Origin of the sequence: Sphingomonas crusticola (assembly GCF_003391115.1) — a bacterium.
GTDB lineage: Bacteria > Pseudomonadota > Alphaproteobacteria > Sphingomonadales > Sphingomonadaceae > Sphingomonas_I > Sphingomonas_I crusticola.
The window spans coordinates 926,820-945,594 of sequence record NZ_QTJP01000001.1 but is presented as its reverse complement, the minus strand read 5'-3'; the positions used below and the strand labels follow the sequence as shown (position 1 = coordinate 945,594).

18 protein-coding genes are annotated in these 18,775 nt (G+C 65.0%); 6 read left to right on the top strand and 12 right to left on the bottom strand.

Going from position 1 to position 18,775, the window contains the following annotated elements; translation table 11 throughout:
- Positions 1-9: 9 nt before the first annotated feature.
- The 3 genes from nadB to queG form a co-directional block, all read right to left on the bottom strand.
- Positions 10-1,614, bottom strand: coding sequence for an L-aspartate oxidase (gene nadB / locus DX905_RS04565; RefSeq protein ID WP_116090298.1), 1,605 nt, complete (start codon positions 1,612-1,614; stop codon positions 10-12).
- 4 nt (positions 1,615-1,618) lie between these two features.
- The gene (locus DX905_RS04560) at positions 1,619-2,545 is read right to left on the bottom strand and encodes an ABC transporter ATP-binding protein (RefSeq protein WP_116090297.1); all 927 of its coding nucleotides are present in this window, start codon (positions 2,543-2,545) and stop codon (positions 1,619-1,621) included.
- A 96-nt stretch (positions 2,546-2,641) separates the two neighbouring features.
- The gene (gene queG, locus DX905_RS04555; protein ID WP_205412191.1) at positions 2,642-3,796 is read right to left on the bottom strand and encodes a tRNA epoxyqueuosine(34) reductase QueG; all 1,155 of its coding nucleotides are present in this window, start codon (positions 3,794-3,796) and stop codon (positions 2,642-2,644) included.
- Between the two features lie 107 nt (positions 3,797-3,903).
- On the opposite strand from queG, the gene msrB reads away from it, so the two are divergent.
- The 3 genes from msrB to ypfJ all read left to right on the top strand — a co-directional run bounded on the left by msrB (position 3,904) and on the right by ypfJ (position 6,514).
- Positions 3,904-4,392: a peptide-methionine (R)-S-oxide reductase MsrB gene (gene msrB, locus DX905_RS04550; protein WP_116092327.1), complete on the top strand. Its 489-nt coding sequence runs from the start codon at positions 3,904-3,906 to the stop codon at positions 4,390-4,392.
- Positions 4,393-4,433: 41 nt separating this feature from the next.
- Positions 4,434-5,507, top strand: a complete 1,074-nt coding sequence (locus tag DX905_RS04545) for a mannose-1-phosphate guanylyltransferase/mannose-6-phosphate isomerase (protein ID WP_116090296.1) — start codon at positions 4,434-4,436, stop codon at positions 5,505-5,507.
- Between the two features lie 95 nt (positions 5,508-5,602).
- Positions 5,603-6,514, top strand: coding sequence for a KPN_02809 family neutral zinc metallopeptidase (ypfJ, locus tag DX905_RS04540; protein WP_116090295.1), 912 nt, complete (start codon positions 5,603-5,605; stop codon positions 6,512-6,514).
- Positions 6,515-6,579: 65 nt separating this feature from the next.
- On the opposite strand, the gene DX905_RS04535 is transcribed toward ypfJ, so the two are convergent.
- Complete coding sequence (locus DX905_RS04535; RefSeq protein WP_240320716.1) at positions 6,580-8,295, bottom strand: PHA/PHB synthase family protein; 1,716 nt, start codon at positions 8,293-8,295, stop codon at positions 6,580-6,582.
- Positions 8,296-8,406: 111 nt separating this feature from the next.
- Here DX905_RS04535 and DX905_RS04530 point away from each other — a divergent pair, with 111 nt between their 5' ends.
- Positions 8,407-9,612 (top strand): LL-diaminopimelate aminotransferase, encoded by a 1,206-nt coding sequence (locus tag DX905_RS04530; protein WP_116090293.1) that lies wholly within the window; start codon positions 8,407-8,409, stop codon positions 9,610-9,612.
- 8 nt (positions 9,613-9,620) lie between these two features.
- The gene (locus tag DX905_RS04525; protein WP_116090292.1) at positions 9,621-10,088 is read left to right on the top strand and encodes a DUF2721 domain-containing protein; all 468 of its coding nucleotides are present in this window, start codon (positions 9,621-9,623) and stop codon (positions 10,086-10,088) included.
- Positions 10,089-10,650: 562 nt separating this feature from the next.
- On the opposite strand, the gene DX905_RS04520 is transcribed toward DX905_RS04525, so the two are convergent.
- From DX905_RS04520 to DX905_RS04505, 4 genes are read right to left on the bottom strand one after another with little or no spacing between them, the layout of a single operon-like run.
- Positions 10,651-10,947 carry a DUF3175 domain-containing protein gene (locus DX905_RS04520; RefSeq protein WP_116090291.1) on the bottom strand — a complete coding sequence of 99 codons (297 nt, stop codon included), beginning with the start codon at positions 10,945-10,947 and terminating at the stop codon, positions 10,651-10,653.
- 60 nt (positions 10,948-11,007) lie between these two features.
- Positions 11,008-11,496: a hypothetical protein gene (locus tag DX905_RS04515; protein WP_116090290.1), complete on the bottom strand. Its 489-nt coding sequence runs from the start codon at positions 11,494-11,496 to the stop codon at positions 11,008-11,010.
- Positions 11,493-12,467, bottom strand: coding sequence for a thymidylate synthase (gene thyA / locus DX905_RS04510; RefSeq protein WP_116090289.1), 975 nt, complete (start codon positions 12,465-12,467; stop codon positions 11,493-11,495). Before thyA ends, DX905_RS04515 begins: the two co-directional genes overlap by 4 nt.
- 29 nt (positions 12,468-12,496) lie before the next feature.
- Entirely contained in the window at positions 12,497-12,781 is a 285-nt protein-coding gene (locus DX905_RS04505) for a chorismate mutase (RefSeq protein ID WP_116092326.1), read from the bottom strand.
- 102 nt (positions 12,782-12,883) lie between these two features.
- On the opposite strand from DX905_RS04505, the gene DX905_RS04500 reads away from it, so the two are divergent.
- Complete coding sequence (locus DX905_RS04500) at positions 12,884-13,897, top strand: polyprenyl synthetase family protein (RefSeq protein ID WP_116090288.1); 1,014 nt, start codon at positions 12,884-12,886, stop codon at positions 13,895-13,897.
- A 19-nt stretch (positions 13,898-13,916) separates the two neighbouring features.
- Here the strand turns inward: DX905_RS04500 and DX905_RS04495 are convergent, their stop codons facing one another.
- The 4 genes from DX905_RS04495 to DX905_RS04480 all read right to left on the bottom strand — a co-directional run bounded on the left by DX905_RS04495 (position 13,917) and on the right by DX905_RS04480 (position 18,749).
- Complete coding sequence (locus tag DX905_RS04495) at positions 13,917-15,299, bottom strand: sugar porter family MFS transporter (RefSeq protein WP_240320715.1); 1,383 nt, start codon at positions 15,297-15,299, stop codon at positions 13,917-13,919.
- Between the two features lie 124 nt (positions 15,300-15,423).
- Positions 15,424-16,143, bottom strand: a complete 720-nt coding sequence (locus tag DX905_RS04490; RefSeq protein WP_116090287.1) for a Crp/Fnr family transcriptional regulator — start codon at positions 16,141-16,143, stop codon at positions 15,424-15,426.
- Positions 16,144-16,242: 99 nt separating this feature from the next.
- The gene (locus DX905_RS04485; protein WP_116092324.1) at positions 16,243-18,090 is read right to left on the bottom strand and encodes a DUF885 domain-containing protein; all 1,848 of its coding nucleotides are present in this window, start codon (positions 18,088-18,090) and stop codon (positions 16,243-16,245) included.
- A 56-nt stretch (positions 18,091-18,146) separates the two neighbouring features.
- Complete coding sequence (locus tag DX905_RS04480) at positions 18,147-18,749, bottom strand: thymidine kinase (protein WP_116090286.1); 603 nt, start codon at positions 18,747-18,749, stop codon at positions 18,147-18,149.
- Positions 18,750-18,775: the final 26 nt, after the last annotated feature.

The following is an 18,775-nucleotide window of genomic DNA, read 5'->3' as shown; positions in this document are numbered from 1 at the left end:
TAGCGGGCCTCAGGGCATGAGGATCGTGTCGACCGCGCGGGCCTTGGTCTCGGGGAAGTCGAGCGTGTAATGGAGGCCGCGGCTTTCCTTGCGCTTCAACGCCGAGCGCACGATCAGGGTTGCCACCACCACCAGATTGCGCAGCTCGATCAGGTCGGGCGTGATCCGGTAATTGCCGTAATAATCCTCGACCTCCTGCTGAAGCAGGGTAGCGCGGTGCAGCGCGCGTTCCAGCCGCTTGGTGGTGCGGACGATGCCGACATAATCCCACATGAAGCGGCGGATCTCGCGCCAATTATGCTGGACGACGATATCCTCGTCGGAATCGCGCACCCGGCTTTCGTCCCACGGGCGGATCGGATCGGGCTCGGGCATGTCCGCCCAATGGGCCTCGATATGCCTGGCGGCCGCCTCGCCGAACACGAAGCATTCGAGCAGGGAGTTCGAAGCGAGGCGATTGGCGCCATGCAGCCCGGATTGGGTGACCTCGCCAGCGGCGTAGAGGCCGGGCAGATCGGTGCAGCCGTCGCGATCGATCATCACGCCGCCGCAGGTATAATGCATCGCCGGCACGACCGGAATCGGCTGTTTCGTGATGTCGATGCCGAGCGTCAGCAGCTTCGCGTAGATGGTCGGGAAATGATGCTCGATAAAGTCGGCCGGCTTATGGCTGATGTCGAGGTGGACATAATCGAGGCCGAGCCGCTTGATCTCGTGGTCGATCGCGCGGGCGACGATGTCGCGCGGCGCCAGTTCGGCGCGCGCATCGAAATCGGGCATGAAGCGGTGGCCGTTAGTCGGCAGCTTAAGCAGCCCGCCTTCGCCGCGCATCGCCTCGGTGATCAGGAAATTCTTGACCTCCAGATTGTAGAGGCAGGTCGGGTGGAATTGGTTGAATTCCATGTTCGACACGCGGCAACCCGCGCGCCACGCCATGGCGATGCCGTCTCCCGATGCACCGCGCGGCGCGGTCGAATATTGATAGACGCGGCCGGCGCCGCCGGTGGCGAGGATGGTCGCGCGCGCGGTGAACAAGGCGACATGGCCGGTGGCGCGATGAAGCGCGTAGACGCCGCGCACCCGGCCGTCGCCCGAATAGCGTAGCGCATGGCGGCCGGTGACGAGGTCGATCGCGACCATGTCGGTGATGAGGCTGATGTTGGGATGGGCGTGGGCGGCCCGTTCCAGCGCCTGCTGCACCGCCCAGCCGGTGGCGTCGTCGACATGGACGATGCGGCGGTGGCTATGCCCGCCCTCGCGCGTGAGATGCCACCGATCGTGGCCGCCGTCCGCCGCTGCTCCGTCGGTGGGGTTGAACGGCACGCCGAGCGCGGCGAGGCGCTCGATCGCGGCCGGGGCATGCTCGACCACGAATTCGACGGTCTTGCGGTCGTTGAGGCCCGCACCCGCCACCATCGTATCCTCGATATGGCTTTCGAACGTGTCGCCCGGTTCCAGCACCGCCGCGATGCCGCCCTGTGCCCAAGCGGTCGATCCTTCCGACAGTCCGCCCTTGGCGAGCACCGCCACCTTGCGCGTGTAGGCGAGATTGAGCGCAGCGGTGAGACCGGCCGCGCCTGAGCCGATGATCAGGACGTCATATGCGTGGGCCATCGGATCAGGCAGCCGCCGGCGCCCGGGTCAGGTTGAGGAACACATCCTCCAGATCGGCCTCGTGGGTTGAGACGTCGACGATGCCGAGCCCGGCGGCTTGCAGCGCGGCGAGCACTTCGCCGGCATTCACCTTGTCCTTGGAATAGGTGATCACCACGGTGCGCTCATTCTTGAGCTCGATCCGCTCGAAGCAGGCAGCCTGCGGGGCGGCGCTGAGGTCGCGGTCCAGCGTAACCGTCACCGCTTTCTCCTGCGCCATGGCCAGCAATTCGGGCGTCGGCCGGTTGGCGATGACCTGGCCGTGGTTGATGATCGCGATGCGATCGCAGAGCTCTTCGGCTTCCTGGAGATAGTGGGTGGTGAGGACGACGGTCACGCCATCCCCGTTCAACCGGCGCACATATTCCCAGAGCTGCTGGCGAAGCTCGACATCGACGCCCGCGGTGGGCTCGTCGAGGACCAGCACCGGCGGATTATGGACCAGGGCCTTGGCCACCAGCAGGCGGCGCTTCATGCCCCCGGACAGCGAGCGCGCATAGGCATTGGCCTTGTCGTCGAGATAGACCGCGCGCAGCAGCTCCATCGAACGGCGTTCCTTCTTCGGCACGCCATAGAGGCCGGCATAAAGCTCCAGCATCTCGAATGGGGTGAAAAAGGGATCGAACACGATCTCCTGCGGCACGATCCCGATCGAGCGCTTGGCGTTGCGCGGGTGCTCGTCGATATCGAAGCCCCAGATCGACGCCTTGCCCGACGTCTTCGTCACCAGGCCGGCGAGAATGTTGATCGTGGTCGACTTGCCCGCGCCATTGGGCCCGAGCAGCCCGAATATCTGACCCTGCGGCACGTCGAGCGTGACGTCCGTCAGCGCCTGCTTGCCACCCTTGTACGTCTTGCACAGGCCCTGAAGGCTGATCGCCGCTTCGCTCATGGCTGGAGCGTGTAGGAGCTGATTGGCGTTGGTGGAAGCACTCGCGTGCGGATCGGGACTGCCTCGCCGCTTTGCGGCTCGCAGCGACGGAGAATTCTAGATCGTCAGTGCGAGCGGCGCGAGGCAATCCAGGTCCGTCCATTCAGCGCGCACGTCCCCGTCTTTTTCAATCGCAATCCGGCGACGGCTTTCCGCCTCGAAGCGCGTCTGATCGAGGCAGGACAAGGCCCAGGCGGCGGCCCCGCGGACGACGGACGCCTCGTCGTCCAGCAACGCCAGCACGTGCGGCAGCAGGTCGCGCCGGCCGCTATTGCCCGCCGCGATCAGCGCGTTTCTGACCATTCGGTCACGGCCGATCCGCTTGATCGGCGAACCCGAGAAGATTTGCCGGAAGGCGGCATCGTCCAGCTGAAGCAGGTCGGCGAGCTCGGGCGCCGCCAGCTCTGCCCGGGCGGCAAAGGCGCGATTGGCGTGCGCGGCGTCGGCGAACTTGTTCCAGGGGCAGACTGCGAGGCAGTCGTCGCAACCATAGATACGATTGCCGATCGGCCGCCGGAATTCGAGCGGGATCGGGCCCTTATGCTCGATCGTGAGGTAGGAGATGCAGCGCCGCGCATCGAGCCGGAAAGGGGCGGGGAAGGCGTTGGTGGGGCAGGCGGCGAGACAGGCGTCGCATGAGCCGCAGCGTGTGTCGCCCGGAGCGTCGGGCGCAAGATCGAGCGTCGTCATGATCGCGCCAAGCAACAGCCAGCTGCCGTCTTTGCGGCTGACGAGGTTGGTATGCTTGCCCTGCCAGCCGATGCCGGCCGCCTCGGCGAGCGGCTTTTCCATCACCGGGGCGGTATCGACGAACACCTTGAGATTGCTGTCGGGCACGGTAGCGACCAGCCAGCGTGCCAGCGCCTTGAGCGCTTTCTTGACGACATCGTGATAATCCTGGCCCTGGGCGTAGACGGAGATGCGGCCAACGTCCGGCTCGCCCGCCAGCAGCAGCGGATCCGCCGCGGGTGCGTAGCTCATGCCCAGCATGATCACCGAGCGGACCTCGGGCCACAAGGAGGCGGGGCTGCCGCGTTGGTGCGAGCGTTCCTCCATCCACAGCATGTCGCCATGCGCACCCTCGTCGAGCCAGGTCTGGAGCCGCGGAGCGGCATGCGGCGCGGCATCGGCACGCGCGATGCCACACGCGGCAAAGCCGAGCGCGCGCGCTTCCTGCTTGATCGCCTGTTCCAGATTGAGGGGCAGTGTCACGGGCTCCTATTACCACATCGTCGCGCTGGCGCTTGTATCGCGAACCGGCGATGCACATTTTTTGGCTCGTTACGCGTTCATCACGAATGCGGCGCGAAAGGATCGGGATGCACGTTTCGAGGAGGGCATTGATCGGAGGCGGCACCGGTGCGCTGGCTGCGGTCCTGCTGTGGCCGTCGGGAGGCCGCGGCGCGCCCACGCATTACGAATATACGCTGACCGACGCGCAATGGCGCAAGAAATTGTCGCCCGCCGCCTATGACGTGCTGCGCCACGAAGGGACCGAGCGGCCGTTCAGCAGCCCGCTGCTCAAGGAGCATCGCAAGGGTATTTTTGCCTGCGCCGGATGCGGGCTCCCGAACTTCTCCTCGGCGACCAAGTTCGAGAGCGGGACCGGCTGGCCGAGCTTCTGGGCGCCGCTCAAGGATGCCGTGCTGACACGCGAGGACGGCTCGCTCGGCATGTCGCGTACCGAAGTCCATTGCCGCCGCTGCGGCGGCCATCTCGGCCACGTCTTCGACGATGGCCCCAAGCCGACCGGCTTGCGCTATTGCATGGACGGCGTAGCGCTTAGTTTCACTCCAGCGAAAGCCTGATTGCGGATGCACCTGCGGTTCGAGCGCCTGTCGAGGCGCGCATGAGTCTGATTACGCCCGTCATCCTGTCCGGAGGGTCCGGCACGCGGTTGTGGCCGCTGTCCCGCACGGGCAAGCCCAAGCAATTGCTGAGCCTCACCTCGGATGAGACGATGCTGCAGCTGACGGCGGAGCGGGCGCCGTCATCGGAGGGCTATGCGCCGCCGGTGGTGGTCGCCAACGCTGCCCACGCGGCCATGATCGAGGAGCAGCTCGGCGCGATCGGCATCGACGACGCCTTGCTGATCCTCGAGCCGGCCGGGCGCAACACCGCGCCCGCGATCGCCGCGGCCGCGCTGGCGCTGGACCGCGATGCGATAATGCTGGTCATGCCGAGCGATCATGTGATCCGCGACGTGCCGGCTTTCCGCGCGGCGATCGCGGCCGCGAAGCCGCTGGTCGAGCAAGGCTGGCTGATCACTTTCGGAATCACGCCCGACGGTCCGGAGACCGGCTATGGCTATATCCAGCGTGGCGACGAACTCGTGCCCGGCGTCGCCCGCGTTCATCATTTCGTCGAGAAGCCGGATCGCGCCACCGCCGAGCAATATCTGGCGGAAGGCAATTACAGCTGGAACGGCGGCATCTTCCTCTTCGGAGCGGGCGCTTATCTCGATGCGCTCGGCAAGCATGCGCCGGCCATCCTCGCCGCGGTCGAGCGTGCGATGCAGAGCGCGGAACGGGAAGGCGATCGCCTGTATCCCAACCCGCATGACTTTGCCGCCTCGCCCAGCCAGGCGATCGATTATGCGGTGATGGAGAAAGCTGACCGGGTTGCCGTCGTGCCGGTCGAGATGGGCTGGTCCGATGTCGGTAGCTGGGACGCGCTGCATGCGATTTCCGACATGGACGATGCGGGCAACGCGCAGCATGGCGAAGTGTTCGCCATCGATACGCAGCGCTGCCTGATCCGCAGCGAAGGGCCGGTCGTGGCGGCGGTGGGGGTCAGCGATCTGATCGTGATCGCCACGCCCGACGCGGTGCTGATCATGCCGCGCGGCGAGAGCCAGGAGGTGAAGCGTGCCATCGCCGCGCTGCAGAAGGATGGCCATATCACGCTCGATCGCGCGGTTTGACCATTCACCGCGGCACGCGATGCTCTTCGCGCGGCCGGTCTGCTGCAACCGTTCCGCCTCCGTGCCGTTAAAGGGGGAAACGTAAAGGATTTGCCATGCGGCTCGACGATTACCGGCAAAGCGACAATGTTGGCGATCAGCGCGGGCAGAGCTTCGGCGGCCTGGGTGGAGGCGGCGGCGGTCTCGGGATGATCCTGGCATTGGTCGGCAGCCGTTTCGGTATCGGCGGCGTGATCGTCGTTGTGCTGGGGGCGATGCTGTTCGGCTTCAATCCGTTCGGGGGCGGCGGCAGCGGTGTCGTCAGTCCGCAACAGCAGACCGAGGTCGGCCACAACGTCGCGACCAAGGCCTGCAACGTCGATGCCGCATCGTCCTTTTCGTGCAAGGTGCTGGCGTCCGCGGAGGATGTCTGGGCGCCGATATTCCAACAGAGTGGCCAGCGCCTGACGCCCGCCGCCCTGATTTTCTATGGCGGACAGGGCAGCTCCGGCTGCGGCGCCGCCCAGTCGGCGATGGGCCCCTTCTATTGCCCGACCGACAAACGCATCTACCTCGATACCGGCTTCTTCAACGAGCTGCAGACGCGCTTCGGCGCGTCGGGCGATTTTGCCCAGGCTTATGTGATCGCGCATGAATTCGGGCACCACATCCAGGATCAACTGGGTACGCTCGGCAGCGTGCATGACCGCCAGCAGGCGGCGGGCGAGGCGCAGGCCAATGCGTTGCAGGTCAGGGTCGAGCTCCAGGCCGATTGTTATGCAGGCGTCTATGCCGCCAATGCGAAGACGCCGCAGGGTCAGCCGGTCATGGAACCGGGCGACGTGGAGGAAGGGCTGAAGGCAGCCAGTGCGATCGGCGACGACACGCTGCAACGGTCCGCCGGGCGGACGCCGGTTCCGGACAGCTTCACCCACGGCACGTCTGCCGAACGTGTCGCCTGGCTGAGGCGCGGCCTGGAGAGCGGCGATCCGGGCAAGTGCGATACGTTCAGCGGATCGATCGGCTAGGGCTTGCGGACTTCGCGGCTGCTCTACCGCAAGGCACCTATGTTCACGTCAATCTGCATGCTCGCTCAGCGCGTCAGCACGTAGCGGCCGGGGGCGTCCTCGATCGCCTTGAGCTTGCCCTTGCCGGGGATGCGCGCGCCCTTGGCAGGGACTTCGCCGCCTGACCGTCCGTTGATCCAGGAAAGCCAGTCCGGCCACCAGCTGCCCTTATGCTCGGTCGCGCCGGCGACGAATTCGGGCAGGGTCGCGACTTTGGCGTCGTTGATCCAATATTGATATTTGCCGGCCGCCGGCGGGTTGACCACGCCGGCGATATGGCCGGACCCGGCCAGCACGAACCGCAGCGGGCCCGAAAAATGATGGGTCAGTTTCCACACGCTTTCGGGCGGCGCGATATGATCCTCGCGGCCGGCCTGGACATAGACCGGCGTCTCGATCGACGAGAGGTCGATCGGGATATCGTCGACGGTCAGCTCGCCCTTCACCAGCTTATTGTCGCGGTAGAAATCGGCGAGGTACCGGCGATGCCAGTCGGCCGGAAGGTTGGTGACGTCGCTGTTCCAGTGCAGCAGGTCGAACGGCTTGTAGTCGTCAGCCAGCAGGTAATTGTTGACGACATAATTCCAGATCAGGTCGCGCCCGCGCAACAGGTTGAAGGTCGCCCCCATATAGCGGCCGTCGAGGAAGCCCTCGGGCGCCAGGCTCTCGATCAGCGCGAGTTGGGCGTCGTCGACGAACAATTTGAGATCGCCGGCCTCGCTGAAATCGACCTGGGCGGTGAAGAAGGTCGCAGTGGCGACCTTGTCCGCCTCGCCCTTGGCGGCGAGCCAGGCGAGCAGCATCGAAAGCGCGGTGCCGGCGACGCAATAGCCTACGACATGCACGCTCGGCACGTCGAGCAGCTCCCGGATCGTATCGATCGCGTCGCGCTGCCCGCGCAGCACATAATCGTCCATCGTCGTCGTCGCCATGCCGGCGTCGGCCGACTTCCAGGAAACCATGAACACCGACAGGCCCTGGTCGAGCGCCCACTTCACGAAGCTCTTCTCGGGCGAGAGATCGAGAATGTAGAAGCGGTTTATCCACGGCGGGAAGATCAAAAGCGGCGTCGCCTGCACCTTGGGGGTGGTCGGCGCATAGTGGATCAGCTGGTAGAGCGGGGTCTCCTTGATCACCTTGCCGGGCGTGGTCGCGATCGTCTTGCCGACTTCGAACGCATTCTCGCCGACATGGCGCATCTGGCCGGCGCCGGCATCCGCCAGCATGCGCTCCAGCCCGGTCAGCAGATTCTGGCCGCGGGTTTCGATGATGCGGTCCAGCACCTGCGGGTTGGTCAGCGCGAAATTGGCCGGGCTCATCGCCTCGACGAAGCTCTGCGTGGCGAAGCGAAGCTGCTCCTTCTGCTTGGGATCGATCCCCTCGAGCGCATCCACGCCCTTGAGCAGCTGATCGGCGATCGCGACATAGCTCTGGCGGATCATGTCGAAGACCGGTTCTTCCCAGCGCGCGCCCTTGAAGCGCCGGTCTTTGCTCGCCGTGGCCGCCGCATCGCCCGCGACCGGCAACATCGACTGCCACTGCGCCATGGCGTCCTTCCACCACGCCGCCTGCGTCTCTAGCAACTCGCTGCCGGCTTTCTTATTCTCGCCGAGGATGGCGGCGGTATCGTCCACCGCCTTGAGCGCGGCGGACGCGCCATGCTCCATCAGCAATTGCTGCATGCGTCCGGCAATGCCGGTCCAATGCGCCATTTCATCCAGCAGGTTAGCGTCTTCGGCCATCATCTTCCTCGTGGGTGCCTTTAACGCGCAAAGCAGCTATAGCGACCCCGCCCGGCACGATGGGCGATACGCGCCCGCACGCAAAGAGGCTTCTTTCAACCCGAGGATCTGATGACCGAGGATTTCTACCGCATCCGCCGTTTGCCCCCTTACGTGTTCGCCGAAGTGAACGCGATGAAGGCGGCGGCGCGCGCGGCGGGCGAGGACATCATCGATCTCGGCATGGGCAATCCCGACGGCGCACCGGCGCCGCACGTGATCGACAAATTGTGCGAGGTCGCGCGCAACCCCAATGCGCATGGCTATTCGGCCTCGTCGGGCATTCCCGGCCTGAAGAAGGCGCAAGCCGGCTATTATGCGCGCCGCTTCGGGGTCGAGCTGGATCCGGCGAAGGAAGTTGTGGTGACGTTGGGCTCGAAGGAGGGCCTCGCCAACCTCGCCCAGGCGATCACCGCGCCGGGCGACGTCGTGCTCGCGCCCAACCCATCCTATCCGATCCACACGTTCGGCTTCATCATCGCGGGCGCGGCGATCCGTTCGATTCCGGCCGCGCCTGGCCCTGATTTCTTCAAGCGGCTGGAATATGCCATGGCCTATACGGTGCCGAAGCCGTCGGTGCTGGTGATCGGCTATCCGTCCAATCCGACCGCTTATGTCGCCGATCTCGCTTTCTACGAGCAGGTCGTCGCCTTCGCGAAAGAGCACAAACTCTGGGTGCTGAGCGATCTCGCTTATGCCGAGATCTATTTCGGCGACACGCCGACGCCGTCGATCCTGCAGGTGCCGGGCGCAGTGGATGTCGCGATCGAATTCACATCGATGTCGAAAACCTATTCGATGGCGGGCTGGCGGATCGGCTTCGCGGTCGGCAATCGCCAGCTGATCGGCGCGCTGACGCGGGTGAAGTCGTATCTGGATTACGGCGCCTTCACCCCTATCCAGGCGGCGGCGGTGGCGGCGCTCAACGGGCCGCAGGATATCGTCGTGGCCAATCGCCAGCTCTACAAGTCGCGCCGTGACGTGATGGTCGAAAGCTTCGGCCGGGCCGGATGGGATATCCCGTCGCCGGAGGCGTCGATGTTCGCCTGGGCGCCGATCCCGCCCGCGCTCAGGCATCTCGGCGCGCTCGAATTCTCCAAGCAATTGCTGACCCACGCCAATGTCGCTGTCGCCCCCGGCGTCGGCTTCGGCGAGGAAGGCGAGGGCTATGTCCGGCTGGCGCTGGTCGAGAACGAGCATCGCATCCGCCAGGCGGCGCGGAACGTGAAAAAATATCTCGCCAGCATGGGGGTCAATGCCGCGGCACGGGCGGGCTGACCGACGCGATGCTCGACGATATCTTCCAGGTCGCGAGCCTGCCGGGGCTGGCGCATACGATCCAGCTATCGCTGGCCCCGGCATTTCTCCTCAACGGTATCGGCATCATTCTGGGCATGCTGACCGGACGGCTGACGCGCATCGTCGATCGGGCGCGGGTGGTGGAGGCCGATTTCACGCCGCGCGACCATCCGCTGCACGCGCATCAGGTCAATGAATTGCGGCTGCTCGACCGGCGGATGCGGATCGTGAACAATGCCATCTTCTTGGCAACGGCCAGCGCGGTCGTGCTGTGCACCGTGGTGGCGATGATGTTCGTCGCGCGGCTGGCGGGCTTCAGCTTCGCGCGCACGCTGGCGGTGATGTTCGCCACCTCGCTGTTGCTGCTGATCGCGAGCCTGGTCCTGTTCCTGGTCGAGGTCCGCGTCGCGGTGCGCGCGATCCGCATCCGGGACGAGCTGCTGGAACGGAGCTGACGACTGCGCGGGTGGTAGCTGGCGTTGCCCAAGCCCGATCAAAGGCACACCAGCCCAATCGGTGTTGACAATTGTACGCACAAAGCGTACGCATCACGATGCGACGTTGATGCCCTCCTCGGCAGCTCGCCGCCCTGGCTATTTCTCAGGTTTAACAATCTGCAACGGCATCGTCGGGGTGCCCGTTCGCCGGCGGCCCAAGGCGGCTTCATCCTTGCACGGGCGGCAAATCATCAAGTTCGTTTCTGATGTTTTTTATTTTCCCGCTCGGTGAAGTTCGCGCCTGGAACGAAGCCAGCCGCCCATCGGAAGTCCCAAAACGGAAGAAGGGCCGCCGGGTTACCCCAGCGACCCTTCCAACATGGGTCAGCGGCCGGAACGTTCGGCCCGGGAGACCCCGGTGCTCCTAACCGTGGTTAGAAGCACGTCTCCCGAACGGACAGAACCGACCCCCAAGCTGAACCATGAGACATCGGTCACCTCCTTTCGCCAAGTTGAAGAGCAAGCGGAATGTGATTCATTCCGCGCTTACGAACAAGCCTTGATTTCAACTATTTTCGCGTCAGGATGCTCGGCTTCGCGCGGGCTTCCGCCCGAAGGCCTCACGCAGCTCATCCTTGGCATTTTCCAGCACCTTACGCTGCTTGGCATCCAGCCCGTCGCCGGCACGGTTGATGTAGAAGGTGAGCATCGACATCGCCGACTGAAAGGGTGTGCCCTTGCGGCGCTGGCTGTGCTCGGCCGAGCGTTTGAGCGAGGCCGCGATCGCCTTCGGATCGTCCTTCTTGAAGACCTCGCCTTCGAGGTTGAGCGCATCGCTATGCTCGGTCACATCCTGCGACCATTTCTTCGCCGCCATGATCCGCGCGCCTTGAAAATATTGGACATCGCAAAACGGGCAAGCGCGGGAGCAGGTTCCTTAGCTGCGGCAATCCTCGACCACGCGGGCCGGCTCGGCCCAGGCCGGAATGTCGATCTCGGTGAGGCCGGGGCCGCTGATCGAGAAGCGGCCGCGGCTGAAGGCGATCTGGTCGAGCGCCGGGTCGGCCGGCGCGAAACTGACCACGCTGCGCCCGTCGGTGCCGATCTGCGCGGGCCAGCTCCGCTCTGCATAGGAAGTGCGGATGGTCAGGCTGGAGGTTGCGCCGGATACGGAAATGACGATCAGCCGCCGTGCGGCATCGCATTGCATGGTCAGCAACGGCGCAATGCCTGCCGGCCCGAACGACGCGGTGCGGTTGGCGTAGCGCCACAGGCCAGGTGTGTAGGGCTTGTCGCGCCAGTCCAGGAGTTCGGTGTCATTGGGCGTGATCACTGGAACCGGCGCTGCGATCTTCGGTAGCTGCGGGGCGGGCGTGGAGCAGGCTGCCGCGAAAAACGGGAGCGCGAGGGCGAGATGCTTCTTCATATGGCGACCGGCGCCGCAATATGAGCCTGGGGCGCGTAATCGATCACGGTGAAATCCTCGATCCGATAATCGAATATGCTCGGCGGCTTGCGCAGCAGGCGCAACCGGGGGGCGCCCGCCGGGGTGCGGGCAAGCTGCTCTTCGACCAGATGTTGATGGTTCAGGTAGACGTGGACGTCGCCGCCGCTCCAGATCAGCTCGCCGGGCTCGAGATCGCATTGCTGGGCGAGCATCGCGATCAGCAAGGAGGCCGAAAAGACGTTGAAGGCGAAGCCGAGGCCAAGGTCGCACGACCGCTGCCACAGCATGCCCGACAATTTCCCGTCCGAGACGTGATATTGATAGGTCATGTGGCAGGGCGGCAGCGCCATCCCCTCCAGCTCCGCGACATTCCAGCCGGTGAATATGTGCCGGCGTGAGGCGGGGTTGTTCTTGAGACTGTCGACCAGCGCCGCGATCTGGTTGATGCCCGCGCCGCGCTTGTAAAGCCCAGGCTCGTCCGCTGCCTCGTAACGCGGCCAATCAACCCATTGCTTGCCGTAGACCGGGCCAAGCTCGCCCCATTCGGCGGCGAACGCATCGTCGCCAAGGATGCGTGCCTCGAATGCCTCGCGATCGATCGTCGCGCCGGTCGCCCGGCGATAGCGGTCGAGCGGCCAATCGGTCCAGATATGGACCTTGTCGGCAACGAGCGGCTGAATGTTGGTCGAGCCTGTGAGAAACCATAACAATTCGCGCGCCGCCGTCTTCCACGCGACCCGCTTGGTGGTGAGCAACGGCACGCGATTGTCGGAAAGGTCGAACCGCATCTGTGCCCCGAACAGGCTGCGCGTGCCGACGCCCGTACGGTCGCGGCGCTCGTCGCCGGTTTCCCAGACGCGACGCAGCAGGTCGAGATATTGCTGCTCGTAATGCATGGGATGGGGCTTAGCCCGCCCATCGGTGCGCGCCAACCCGAACCGCGTCGCCATGCTGAACTTGTTTCAGCATGGCGAAGACGTCAGGCGCTATCCCGCACGCGTTCGTGGTGGCGGATGACCTCGTCGATCACGAAGCGCAGGAACTTTTCGGAGAAATCCGGGTCGAGCCGCGCCGACTGGGCGAGCGCCCGCAGGCGGGCGATCTGCTCGGCCTCGCGCGCGGGGTCGGCCGGGGGCAGGCCGGCGGTCGCCTTGTAGCGCCCGACCGCCTGGGTGACCTTGAACCGCTCGGCGAGCAGGAAGATCAACGCCGCGTCGATATTGTCGATGCTCTGGCGAAATTCGTCGAGCTGCGCGTCGGCCACTGTCGTCTCCTGCCTCGTCCCGTTGCCCTCATGCGGGTCGACCGCGTCGGGTGCAAGTCGCCCGCTTGCCTTTGCGGGGCGGAGAGGCCTAAGCGCGGCGCCATGGTCGCCACGGTAACGCCGCTGCATCGCAAGTCTGTGCCCTCGCTCGATCCGATGATCCAGCTGGTCGCGGCCGACATGAACCAGGTCAACAAAGTCATCCTCGCGCGCATGCAATCGGACGTGCCGCTGATTCCCGAGCTGGCAGGTCACCTCATCGCCGGGGGCGGCAAGCGTATGCGGCCGATGCTGACGCTCGCCTGCGCACGGCTGCTCGATTATCCGGGCGGGCGCCACCACAAGCTCGCCGCGGCGGTCGAGTTCATTCACACGGCGACGCTGCTTCATGACGACGTCGTCGACGGCTCCGGCCTGCGGCGTGGGCGACGCACCGCCAACATCATCTGGGGCAATCCGGCGAGCGTGCTGGTCGGCGACTTCCTGTTCAGCCGCGCGTTCGAGCTGATGGTCGAAGACGGGTCGTTGCGTGTGCTCAAGACCTTGTCGCACGCCAGCGCCGTGATCGCCGAGGGCGAGGTCAATCAGCTGACCGCGCAGCGCCGGATCGAGACGAGCGAGGAACGCTATCTCGACATCATCGGCGCGAAGACTGCGGCCTTGTTCGCGGCCGCCTGCCGCATCGCCGCGATCGTGGCCGAGCGCGATCTCGCCATCGAAGATGCGCTCGATTCCTACGGCCGCAATCTCGGCATCGCCTTCCAGCTGGTTGACGATGCAATCGATTATGCGTCGGACGAAGCGACGATGGGTAAGGATGCGGGCGACGATTTCCGTGACGGCAAGGTCACGCTGCCGGTGATCCTGGCCCATGCGCGCGGCTCCGACGCCGAACGACGCTTCTGGCGCGAGGCGATGGAAGGCCACCGCACGTCGGACGCGGATCTCGCCCATGCGACCGGACTGCTCGCGCAGACCGACGCAATCGCCGATACGCTCGACCGCGCGCGCCATTATGGTCAGCGGGCGATCGATGCGCTGGCCGGCGTGGGTTCCGGCCCGGCCAAGGCGGCATTAGTCGAAGCAGTCGAGTTCGCGGTGGCGCGAGCCTATTGAACGGCTGCGGGCGGCGCGGCTATTCCAATGCCACGCCGAGCCGGCGCTCCATCTCCTCGAGCGGAACGCCCTTGGTTTCGGGGAAATAGCTCAGCACGACGATGAACTGCACCAGCATCATCGCGGCGAAGAAGAAGAAGGGCAGGCTCACCGAAATCGCGGCAATGGCCGGGAAGGTGGCGGCGATCACGGCGTCCAGTCCCCAATGAGTCGAGGCGCCGACCGCGCTGCCGCGGCCGCGTACCGAAGTGGGGAACACTTCCGAGATATAGACCCAGATGACGGCGCCGGTGCTGGGCGCGAAGAAGGCGATGAAGCCGATGAGCGCTGGCAGCACCACCCAGCCGGGCAGCATGGCGCCCATCGCGAGCCCCGCCGCCACCAGGCATGATGCCATTCCGAGCGAGCCGATCAGCAACAGCGTGCGGCGACCGATACGATCGATCAAGGCCATGCCCACCGCGGTGAAGATCGCGTTGACCACGCCGATGATAATCGCCTGCACATCGGGCGAGAGGCTGCCGCCAGCATGCGCGAAAATATCATTGAGATAATAGAGAAGCGCGTTGATGCCGGAGAGCTGGTTGAAGCCGGCAACCATGACGGCGAGCAGGATGGGTTTGCGATGCCGCCCCCAGGACAGCCGGCTGCGATCGGTGCGCACCGCCAGCGAAGCGCCGATCGTCTCGGTTTCCCGCCGCGCATCGGCTTCGCCGATGCCAACCCGGCCCAGCGCCCGCACCGCCTCCTCGATCCTCCCACGTGCAACCAGCCAGCGCGGACTGTTGGGGATGCGCAGCAGCAGGAGCAGGAACAGGAGTGCGGGAAGCGCCGATACACCGAACTTCCACCGCCAATCCTCAGCGCCAAGCGCGAGCGAGGCGATGATTGCATTGGAAAGGTAGGCGGCAAGGATGCCGAAGATCACCATGAACTGGAAGGATGCGACCAGCCTACCACGCTTCGCCGGAGGAGAGACCTCGGCGATGTAAACCGGCGCCAGTACCGACGAACCACCGACCGCCAATCCCGCGATCATCCGGAAGAAGACCAGCGACTCCCAGTTCCAGGCCAGTCCGCAGCCGAGCCCGCCGGCGATGTAGAAGAGCGCAAGGATACGCAGCGTGTTGCGGCTGCCGAAGCGGTCGCCAGGAATACCCGCTCCAAGCGCGCCCACCAAGGTGCCCCACAAGGCCGACGACACCGTCACACCGAGCCAGACGTCGCTGAGCGCATATTGCGCGCGCAGCGATTCAGTGGTGCCCGATATAACCGCGGTGTCGAAGCCGAACAGGAGGCCGGCGAGGGCAGCAGTGGCGATGCAGGCAAGCAGGCCAGGATGAAGCAGGGAAGGTTCGTTCATCGGCCCGTCGCTTCCGGCTGCTTCCGTCACAACCGCCATGGATCCCATCCTCCCGCCAAGTGGCTCCCGAATGACGCTTTAGGATTTGATTGTCGACGCCGAAGTGGTGCTGCCGGCGAGGTCAAGCGGCCAGGCGCCATCCAAGTCAGCCATCGCCAACCAATCAGTGGCGGCGGTGTTCGAGGTAGAGATAGTCCGGGTCGAACTCGCCTATCTGCTCCATCCGCGCCTGATCCTGAATGGTGACGCGCCCGCTCTTGAACTGGACAATGCCCTGATCGCGCAGCTCCTTGAGCGTCCGATTGACGTGGATCGGCGTTAGCCCCAGGCATTCGGCCAGGTCCGCCTGGGTCAAAGGCAGGGCGTAGCCGTCTTCGTCGCTCAGCCCGACCACTTCCAGCCGGACACGCATCTCGCAGAACAGAGAGGCAAGCTTGGCAATTGCCGATCGTCGGCCGAGCGACAATTCCCACTCGCGGTGGATGGCCGCGTCCAACGTGGTCGAGAACCAATAAAGACGCGTCAGATGGGGGTGTTGCTCGGTGATCCTTTCCAGCCGCTCGTGCGGCATCATCACCACCCGACAGGGCGTCAGTGTCAGCACATTATGGTCGAGATGCTTGAGCGTGAAGCTGTGGAGATCGACGAAGTCACCCGCGACATGCAGCTCGGTGATCTGGCGCTGGCCATCGCTCAAATCCTTGTAGCGACACATCATGCCGTCGAGCAGCAGGGTGCAGGCTTCGAGCTGCTCGCCTTGACGGATCACCGTCTGATCGGCGGCATAGTTTCGCACCTCGCCGAGCGCATCGCGGATAGCTTGTTCCTCTTCGGCGCTGACCGTGTCGCGCGCGCGCAGCTTGAGGAGGTGCCGTTCAATCATGAAAGCGGCCGCAGATTTTGAGTAAGAATTGCGCCATCGCCGGTCTAACGCATTTTGTGCCGGCCGGTTCTATCGGCCGCGTCCCCGCCGCGCCGGCCGTCACGCGCGGGCGCTCGCGATGTAGCGATCGACGACGCGCGCCAGCATCGTGAGCGGCATGTTGCCGCCGAGCACGATCGCATCGTCATAGGTGCGGATGTCGAAGCGCGTGCCGAGTGCGGTCTGCGCGTGTGCGCGCAAGCGGTTAATCTCGTTATGGCCCATCTTGTAGCCGCACGCCTGGCCGGGCCAGGAGCAATAGCGATTGAGCTCCGCGCGCAATTGTTCGCGCGGCTGGCCGGTGCCTTGGGAGAACCAGTCGAGTGCCTGATCGAAGCTCCAGCGTTTGGCATGGATGCCGGTGTCGACGACCAGCCGGCAGGCGCGGAAATTGATCGACTGGAGATATCCGATCTTGCCGAGTGGGTCGTCGGTATAGGCGCCAAGCTCGTCGCCCAATTGCTCGGCATAAAGCGCCCAGCCTTCGGAATAAGCGTTGAACGCGAGCAGCGAGCGGATCATCGGCAGCTTGTAGCTATATTCGCCCTGCCAGATGTGGCCGGGAATGCCCTCGTGATAGCAGAGCGTCGGCAGCGCGTAGCGCGGCCAGTTCCCATTGTCCTTGAGGTTGATGAAATAGACGCCGGGCGTGCTGCCGTCGATTGCACCGGGGCCGGCATAGCCGTCGGGCATGCCGTCCTGGATCGCTTCAGGCACGCGCTTGATGACGAGGTTGCCCTTGACCATGGTGGCGAAGGCGCGCGGCAGGCGGGTGCGGATGTCGGCAATGCGGCCGTTGAGATAGGCCAGCAATTTGGCGCGCCCCGCATCGTCGTTCGAGAAGAGCAGATCGGGCCGCTTCGACAAGGCGGTCAGCCGTGCGCCGACGCTGCCCTGGGTGATGCCCTGCGCCTTGAGCAATGTGTCGATCTGGGCATTGAGTGCGACATTCTGCTCAACGCCGAGGCGATGGAGTTCGTCGGGCGTTGCGTTCGTGGTCGTGCCGGCTTTGACGAGCCAGGTGTAATAAGCCTCGCCGTTCGGCCGCGCCCACACGCCCGGCACGTCGCTCGCCTTGGGGCGGGCGGCGGCGAGCGTCGCTGCCTGTCGTTCGAGCGCCGGTACGACTCGCTGTCGGCTCATTGCCGCGGCTTTATCCGCGTAGGAGGCGGGAAGCCCGGCCTTGGCGCATTTAGCCTTTAGACTTTCAACCAGGCCCCATTGCTCGGTCGGCTGATCGCGCATGCCGCGCAATTGCCGCACGGCAATGTCGTTGAGGAAGCCCGGCAGCAACGCGCCCTGCGCCTGATCGGCGGCGAGCCGGCCGGTTTCCCCATCGACCGCGCGCGCATAGCTTTCGATGCGGGCGAGATAGGCTTCGGCATCGGCGGCATTGGCGATATCGTGATGATTTTCAAGCGTATCGGGCAGCTCGACATAAGCGCCGGTATTTTGCGACACGACATAGGGCGTGCTGCGGTAGCTGTTGTTGCTGTTGAAGATGGCGACATCGCCAACCGGCATCGTCCGCCATCCTTCAACCGCCAGCTCGTGTGCGCTCTGGCAGACGTCCAGGTCGAGCGCGATGCCGGGTGACAGGCGGGTGCGATCGATCGCTCTCGACCGGGTCAGTCGCTCGGCGGCGCGGGCGGCCCGCTTGCGGTCGGCTTCGCGGCTGCGGTCTCCGAGCCGGCTATGGAGCGTGATGCGGGCGCCCTTGTCGATACCGAGGCCAGCAGCGGTTTCCGGGAAATCGGCGAGCAGTTCCTCGGCGATGGTGTCGAGATAGGCGGTCGCCTGCGCGTCTCCCGGCGCCGCCGTGGCGGAAATCTGCGCGCCGCTCGGGAAAGCCGCGGCCATGCCGACCGCGCCGGCGCCGGCCAGCAACTCGCGACGGGTTGTAAACATGAGGCAGGTCTCCTGGATCTTGCTTGTCATTGAGGGGAAGTGATTGTCTTCGACGCCTAGCCCTCAAACTCGGGAAGCACTCCGTCGCGCATAGCCGCCATGAAATGGCGGCGACACATGGCGACGTAACGGTCATTGCCGCCAATCTCGGTCTGCGCGCCCTCGCGCGCGGCCCGGCCAGACGCGTCGACACGCAGGTTCATGGTCGCCTTGCGGCCGCAGCCGCACACCGCCTTGATCTCGTGCAAGCTGTCGGCGAGCGCGAGCAGCCATTTGCTGCCTTCGAACAATTCGGCCTGGAAATCGGTGCGCAGGCCGTACGCCAGCACCGGGATGCCGACCTGATCGCAGATGCCGGCAAGCTGGAACACCTGCTCGCGCGACAGGAATTGCGCCTCGTCGACCAGCACGCAACTGAGCGGCGTGAGCTTATGCTGTGCAAGGATGTCGGCGCCGAGATCGGTCTCTGTCGCGAACAGGTTGGCGGCGGCTTCCAGCCCGATACGCGAGGTGATCGTGCCGGCGCGGAAGCGGTCATCGATCGCGGCGGTCCACAGCATCGTCGCCATGCCGCGCTCGCGATAATTGAAGTCGGCCTGAAGCAGGGTCGTCGATTTCCCCGCATTCATCGAGGCGTAGTAGAAATAGAGCTTGGCCATTGCATGAAGGCTATGGCGGATAGCGC